This is a genomic window from Mesorhizobium sp. M1E.F.Ca.ET.041.01.1.1, assembly GCF_003997355.1.
Taxonomy (GTDB): domain Bacteria; phylum Pseudomonadota; class Alphaproteobacteria; order Rhizobiales; family Rhizobiaceae; genus Mesorhizobium.
In genome coordinates this window covers 1-6,403 of the sequence record NZ_RZSL01000359.1, presented here as the reverse complement: position 1 = coordinate 6,403, position 6,403 = coordinate 1, and the positions used below count along the sequence as shown (strand labels likewise).

Annotated in this window: 5 protein-coding genes; 3 read left to right on the top strand and 2 right to left on the bottom strand. The window is 64.4% G+C overall.

Annotation, left to right across the window (positions count from 1 at the left end; translation table 11 throughout):
- Positions 1–1,415 (bottom strand): DNA mismatch repair endonuclease MutL (gene mutL / locus EOA38_RS24475; RefSeq protein WP_127300439.1); only part of this gene is annotated, 1,415 nt, incomplete at its 3' end.
- 45 nt (positions 1,416–1,460) lie between these two features.
- Positions 1,461–2,363, bottom strand: coding sequence for a LysR substrate-binding domain-containing protein (locus EOA38_RS24470; protein ID WP_127300438.1), 903 nt, complete (start codon positions 2,361–2,363; stop codon positions 1,461–1,463).
- Positions 2,364–2,453: 90 nt separating this feature from the next.
- Here EOA38_RS24470 and EOA38_RS24465 point away from each other — a divergent pair, with 90 nt between their 5' ends.
- The 3 genes from EOA38_RS24465 to EOA38_RS24455 all read left to right on the top strand — a co-directional run bounded on the left by EOA38_RS24465 (position 2,454) and on the right by EOA38_RS24455 (position 6,278).
- Positions 2,454–4,004 carry a trimethylamine methyltransferase family protein gene (locus EOA38_RS24465; RefSeq protein WP_127300437.1) on the top strand — a complete coding sequence of 517 codons (1,551 nt, stop codon included), beginning with the start codon at positions 2,454–2,456 and terminating at the stop codon, positions 4,002–4,004.
- Positions 4,005–4,048: 44 nt separating this feature from the next.
- Complete coding sequence (locus EOA38_RS24460) at positions 4,049–5,698, top strand: ABC transporter substrate-binding protein (protein ID WP_127300436.1); 1,650 nt, start codon at positions 4,049–4,051, stop codon at positions 5,696–5,698.
- Between the two features lie 100 nt (positions 5,699–5,798).
- The gene (locus EOA38_RS24455; protein ID WP_127300435.1) at positions 5,799–6,278 is read left to right on the top strand and encodes a DUF3828 domain-containing protein; all 480 of its coding nucleotides are present in this window, start codon (positions 5,799–5,801) and stop codon (positions 6,276–6,278) included.
- Positions 6,279–6,403: the final 125 nt, after the last annotated feature.

The following is a 6,403-nucleotide window of genomic DNA, read 5'->3' as shown; positions in this document are numbered from 1 at the left end:
TCGTAGACCAGCCGCTCATGCGCGGCATGCTGGTCGACAATGATGAGCGAATCCCTCGTCTGGGCGACGATGTAGTTCTCATGCACCTGCGCGCGCGCCGCGCCCAGCGCCATGCCGAGCAGCGCTTCGGCCGGCTCGGTTATGCCGGCCCGCGCATCGGCGCTGGCAACCGGCCCCGTGTCGAAGGCGGCTTGCTCGTTTTCGGCGAAGCCGTTTCGCGGCTGCCGCGCATCGCCCATGTCGAGCGGCCGCTGTGGCGAGCGAGCCAAATTCGAACCATGATCGAAACCGCTGAAGCCAGAGGCGTGGTAGGCTGCCTCGTAGCTGCGATGGCCGGCGGTCGGCCCGGGATGCGCGTAAGGTGCCGTGCCCGGCCGGAACGCCGCCATCATGCCGGCTGCGCCCGAGGTCGCGGCGCGGATGCCGGCGCCGGCCAGCGCCTCGCGGATGGCGCCGAAGATCAGCCCGCGCACCAAGCCCGGATCGCGGAAGCGCACATCGGCCTTGGCCGGATGGACATTGACGTCGACGGTCGCCGGATCGAGCGACAGGAAAAGCACGGTCACCGCATGGCGGTCGCGCGGCAGCACGTCGGCGAAGGCGCCGCGGATCGCACCGGCGATCAGCTTGTCGCGCACCGGCCTGCCGTTGACATAGGCATATTGCTGCAGCGCGTTGGCGCGCGTGTAGGAGGGGATCGAGACGTGCCCGGCGAGATGCACGCCATCGCGCATGGCATCGATGGGAATCGCGTTGTCGGGAAAGTCCTTGCCCATCACCTGCGCGACGCGGGCGAGCCGACCGTCCGGCGTGTCGCCGGTCGCCGGCAGTTCCAGCGTCGAGCGATCGGCGCCGGCGAGCGTGAAGCGCACGGCAGGGAAGGCGATGGCGATGCGCTTGACCACGTCGCCGGTCGCCGAGCTTTCGGCGCGTTCGCCCTTCATGAATTTGAGCCGCGCCGGCGTGGCGAAGAAAAGGTCGCGCACCTCGACCGTCGTGCCGCGGTTTGCGGCCGCCGGCTTAACGGGCAGGACGCGGCCGCCCTCGATGCCGATCTCGGCCGCGCTGTCGCCGCTTGCCGTGCGCGAGCGGATCGAAAGCCTGGCCACCGAGCCGATCGAGGGCAGCGCCTCGCCGCGGAAACCCAGCGAGCGGATGTCGTGGATGTCGTCTGAAAGCTTGGAGGTGCAGTGGCGGGCAACCGCCAGCGCCAGCTCCGGCTCGGAAATGCCGGATCCGTCGTCGGTGACGCGGATGAGGGAGAGCCCGCCGCCGGCGGTGACGATCTCGACCTTGCCCGCACCGGCGTCGAGCGCGTTCTCGACCAGCTCCTTCACCACGCTTGCCGGACGCTCGATCACCTCGCCGGCGGCGATCTGGTTGATCATCGTTTCGGAAAGCTGGCGGATGGGCATGCGGTGATTATAGGCGGATTCGATTGGCGTGGGGGAGGGGCAACTTCACGCCTGCGCCACCAGCCAGTCCCTGACCTTGAGTGCATTGTCGCTGAGCTCCCGGTTCTTCGACCAAATGACGTAGAACGCGGTGCCGGTCCTCAGCACGTGATTCGTCACCGGGACCAGCAGGCCGGACGCCACCAGCCGCTCGACGAGATGGCGCCAGCCGAGCGCGATGCCTTGTCCCTCCATGACCGCTTGGATGACCAGGGCGTAATCGTTGATGCGCAGGCCGCGTTCGGCATTGCGCAAACTGGTTCCGGCGGACGCGAACCATTCGTCCCAGTTCGCCGCCTCGCGGTACGGCTCCTCGAGATGGATGAGCCGGTGCGTTGCCAGTTCCGCGACGGTCCTCGGCATGCCGAACTTCGCCAGATAGTTGGGACCCGCGACCGGGAAGATCTCCTCGTCGGCCAAAGGCAGCGAATGATAGTCCGCCCATTGCCGGGGAACGCCGCCGCGCACGGCGAGCGGGATGCCTTCGGCGATGATGTCGAGATCGCGGTCCGCGGTCTGGATGCGTAGATCGATGCCAGGCAGTTCGTCGCGGAACTGCTGCAGGCGCGGCATCATCCAGAAGGAGCCGAAGGCGGTCGAGGCGGCAACCGTCACGTGGCCGCCCGTGACCTGCAAGCGAAGATCCTCCGCCGACTTGCGGATATGGGATAAGCCAAGCGACACATCGGCATGGAAGCGTTCGCCGGCTTCCGTCAGGCTGACCTGCCGGTGGCGGCGCTGGAAGAGCTTGGCGCCGAGCTGTTCCTCCAGTCCGCGCACCGCATAGGAAACGGCCGCCTGCGTCATGCCGAGCTCGCGGCCGGCGGCGGTGAAGCTCGACAGCCGGCCCGCCGCCTCGAAGACGATCAGGCTGCCGGCCGAGGGCAGGAGGTGGCGTAGGCTTCGCATAAGCGCAGCTTATACAAGAGATCAAGATTTTCCAGCGTCACAGTCATATTTCGTCTCGCTAACTTGGCTGGGCGGGAAGAAGGAGGCTCCATGAACGCACCGGCCGCTGAAATGACCGAACCGGCCCACCGTCGCGGTGGCGGTCGGCTGGGACGCAAGGCGCTGAGAAGCGCGCCGATAGCGTCGTTCCCGACCCTTGTCCGGCAGATTCCGGTTTACGAGATCGTGCCGGACGAGGCAGTCGAGTTGATCCACGAGGAATCGCTCAAGATCCTCGAGGAGGTGGGCTGCGAATTCCGCGACGACGAGGCGATCGCGCTTTGGAAGGCGGCTGGCGCCGATGTGACCGAGACGCGCGTCCGTATCGACCGCGCATTGCTGATGGAACTCGTCTCCAAGGTTCCGCCGGAGTTCACCCTCAACGCGCGCAACCCCGAGCGCACGGTCCGCGTCGGCGGCAAGAACTCGATCTTCGTGCCGATGTATGGCGCGCCCTACGTGCGCGACCTCGACAACAAGCGGCGCTACGGCACGCTTGCCGATCTCAACAATTTCCACAAGCTCGCCTACATGGCGCCGGCACTGCATTCGTCGAGCTCGATCATCTGCGAGCCGATGGAAATCCCGGTGCCGAAGCGCCACCTCCACATCATCCATTCGGCGCTGAAGCACTCCGACAAGCCGTTCATGGGCATCGTCACGTCGAAGGAGCGGGCCGAGGACACGATGGCGATGGCTGGCATCGTCTTCGGCGAGGAGTTCGTGCGCGACAACCCGGTGCTGGTGTCGATCACCAACTGCAACTCGCCGCTGGTGTGGGACGCCACCATGCTCGACGCGATGAGGGTCTATGCGCGCCACAACCAGCCGCTGATCCTGGCGCCCTTCGCGCTGTGCGGCGCCTCGACCTCGGCCTCCGCCGTCGGCGCGGTCGCGCAGGTCAATGCCGAGGCGCTTGCCGGGGTGGCCTTCACCCAGCTTATCCGCCCCGGCTCGCCGCAGATCTACGGCCAGTTCATGGTCACCGTCGACATGAAGACCGGCGCTCCGATGGGCGGCACGCCGGAAGCCGCGCAGATGATGTATCTAATGGGCGCGCTGGCCAGGAAATACAAACTGCCGTGGCGCACCTCCGGCTTCCATGTCGGCTCCAAGCTCAACGACGCCCAGGCCGGCTACGAGGCGAACATGCTGATGCATGCCGCGATCCTCGCCGGCGCCAACTACATCTGGCACTCGGCCGGTTGGCTGGAGGCCGGCCTCACCTGCGGCTATTCGAAATTCGCCACCGACTGCGAGCAGCTCGTCGGCTGGTACAAATATGCCGGCGGCGTTCGGTTCGACGATTTCAAGGAAGCGATGGCGGCGATCCGCGAGGTCGGTCCGCAAGGCCATTTCCTCGGCACGCAGCACACGCTCGAGCATTTCGAGAAGGCCTTCTTCATGCCGACCATCATGGACTTCAACTCTTTCGAACAATGGACAGCCGAGGGCGCGAAGGATCATGATACGCGCGGCCGGGAAAAGGCGCGCAACATGCTTGCCGACTATCAGGAGCCGAGGCTCGACGAGGGCATCGCCGAAGGTCTCAAGGATTTGATCGCGCGGCGCGAGGAAAAGCTGCCTGATAGCGTTAGTTGACAGAGAACGGGCGAAGACCCGCCGGAACCAATGGGAGAAAGACAATGACGATTTTCAGAAGCAACAGCGATCGAGTCCCCGCCGCCATCGAAGCGATGGCGGACGAGGTGCGCGCGGGCCGCGTGGACCGGCGCGAATTCCTGGCGCTGGCGAGCGCCTTCGGTGCATCGACGGCTTTCGCCTATGGAATGATCGGCCTTGCCGCGCCGACCAAGGCGCTCGCCGACGAACCGAAGAAAGGCGGCACGCTGCATGTCTCGATGTCGGTCAAGGCGCAGAAGGATCCGCGCACCTATGACTGGACGGAGATGGCAAACGTCACCCGCAGTTGGCTGGAGCCGCTCGTGCGCTACACGCACCAGTTCACTTTCGAGCCGGTCCTGCTCGAGAGCTGGGACGTCAATGACGATGCCACCGAATACACGCTGCATCTGCGCAAGGGCGTCACCTGGAACAATGGCGATGCCTTCAACGCTGATGACGTGGTCTTCAATCTGAACCGCTGGTGCGAGAAGGGGGCTTCCGGCAATTCCATGGCGGCACGCGTCGGCGCGCTGGTCGATGCCAAGACCGGTAAGGCGAAGGATGGCGCCATCACCAAGGTCGACGACCATACGGTCAAGCTGAAGCTCAACGAGGCCGATATCGCGATCATACCGGGCTTTACCGACTATCCGGCGCTGGTCGTGCATCGCGACTTCGACAAAGATGGCGCCGACCCGATCAAGAAGCCGATCGGCACCGGAGCTTTCGAGCTGGTGTCTTACGACGTCGGCCAGAAGGCGGTCGTCAAGCGCCGCGAGAACGGCAAATGGTGGGGTGGCGAAGCGCTGCTCGACGGGGTCGAATTCATCGACTACGGCACCGACTTCAACGCCACGCTGAATGCCTTCGATTCCGGCGAGATCGACCTCGATTTCGAAACGCCGGCCGACTTCATCGACCCCCTCGACAAGATGGATCTGGTGAAATCGGAGGTCGCGACGGCGACCACGCTGGTTGCCCGCACCAACATCACCCACAAGCCCTATGACGACCAGCGGGTGCGCAACGCGCTGCAGATGGCCGTCGACAACAACCAAGTCATGCAGCTCGGCTATGCCGGGCGCGGCACGGTCGGCGAGAACCACCATGTCAGCCCGATCCATCCGGAATACTATCCGCTGCCAAAGAAGGAGCGGGACGCGGCCGGCGCCAAGAAGTTGATGGCGGATGCCGGACAGGCCGACTTCGAGCACGAGCTGATCACTGTCGAGGACGAGTGGCAGAAGAACACCGGCGACGCCATCGCCGGCCAGTTGCGCGATGCCGGCATAAAGGTGAAGCGCACGGTGCTGCCCGGCTCGACCTTCTGGAACGATTGGACGAAATATCCTTATTCCCTAACCATCTGGTATATGCGCCCGCTCGGCGTCCAGGTGCTGGCACTGGGCTACCGCAGCGGTGAGGCCTGGAATGAGACGGCCTATTCCAATCCGGATTTCGACGCCAAGCTCAAGCAGGCGCTATCGGAGATCGACGTCGCCAAGCGCAAGGAGGTGATGAAGGACGTCGAGCAGATCCTGCAGGACTCCGGCGTCATCATCCAGCCGTTCTGGCAGAAGCTCTACTGCCACATGAACAAGAAGGTGAAGAACTACGCAATGCACCAGACCTACAAAATGGACTTCCAGAACGTCTGGCTTGAAGCCTGAGACGGGCAGCGCAAGGACTTCATGCTGCGCGAAAAAGCCGATATGCAGGATGCGTGGTGGCGATCTTGCCACCACGGCGCCGAACATCCGGAGATCCTGCATGAGACCAACAATGCTGGCCGCTGCCATGTCGATCGCCTTGCCTGCCGCGGCACTCGCCGGGCCGGCTTCCAAGGCCGTGAAGTTCTTCTATGTGCCTGAGGTGAGGTTCGAGGCGGACGCGAAATACCGCGACCGCTTCACCGAGCCGGTCACCAAGCTGTTTGAGGCCAACGACAAGGCGCAGAAGGAGAAGCCCGACGAGGTATCCTGCATCGATTTCGACCCGGGCCTCGACGCCCAGGATTTCGATCAGAAGACCGTGTCGAAGACGCTGAAGCTCACCGAGGCCGTCAATGGCGACACCGCTGAGGTGACGGCAAACTTCAATCTTTTCTCGGAAGGCGATGACTCCAAACGTGAAATGGTGTGGTCTCTGAAGAAAGTGGACGGCAAGTGGAAGATCGCCGACATCACCTCCAAGACCAGCGACTGGACGCTCAGCGCGCTGGAATGCATGCCGGGCTCCTCGGCGGAGTAGTCCCGTGCTGCGCCGCCTCGTCCTCGCGCTGTCGAGCTTGTCGATGCTGGCCGTGGGGCTGAGCGGCAGCGCCTCCGGGCAGGGGCTGTTCGGCTCGCCGCCGCCGAAGGCCTCATCTACCGACA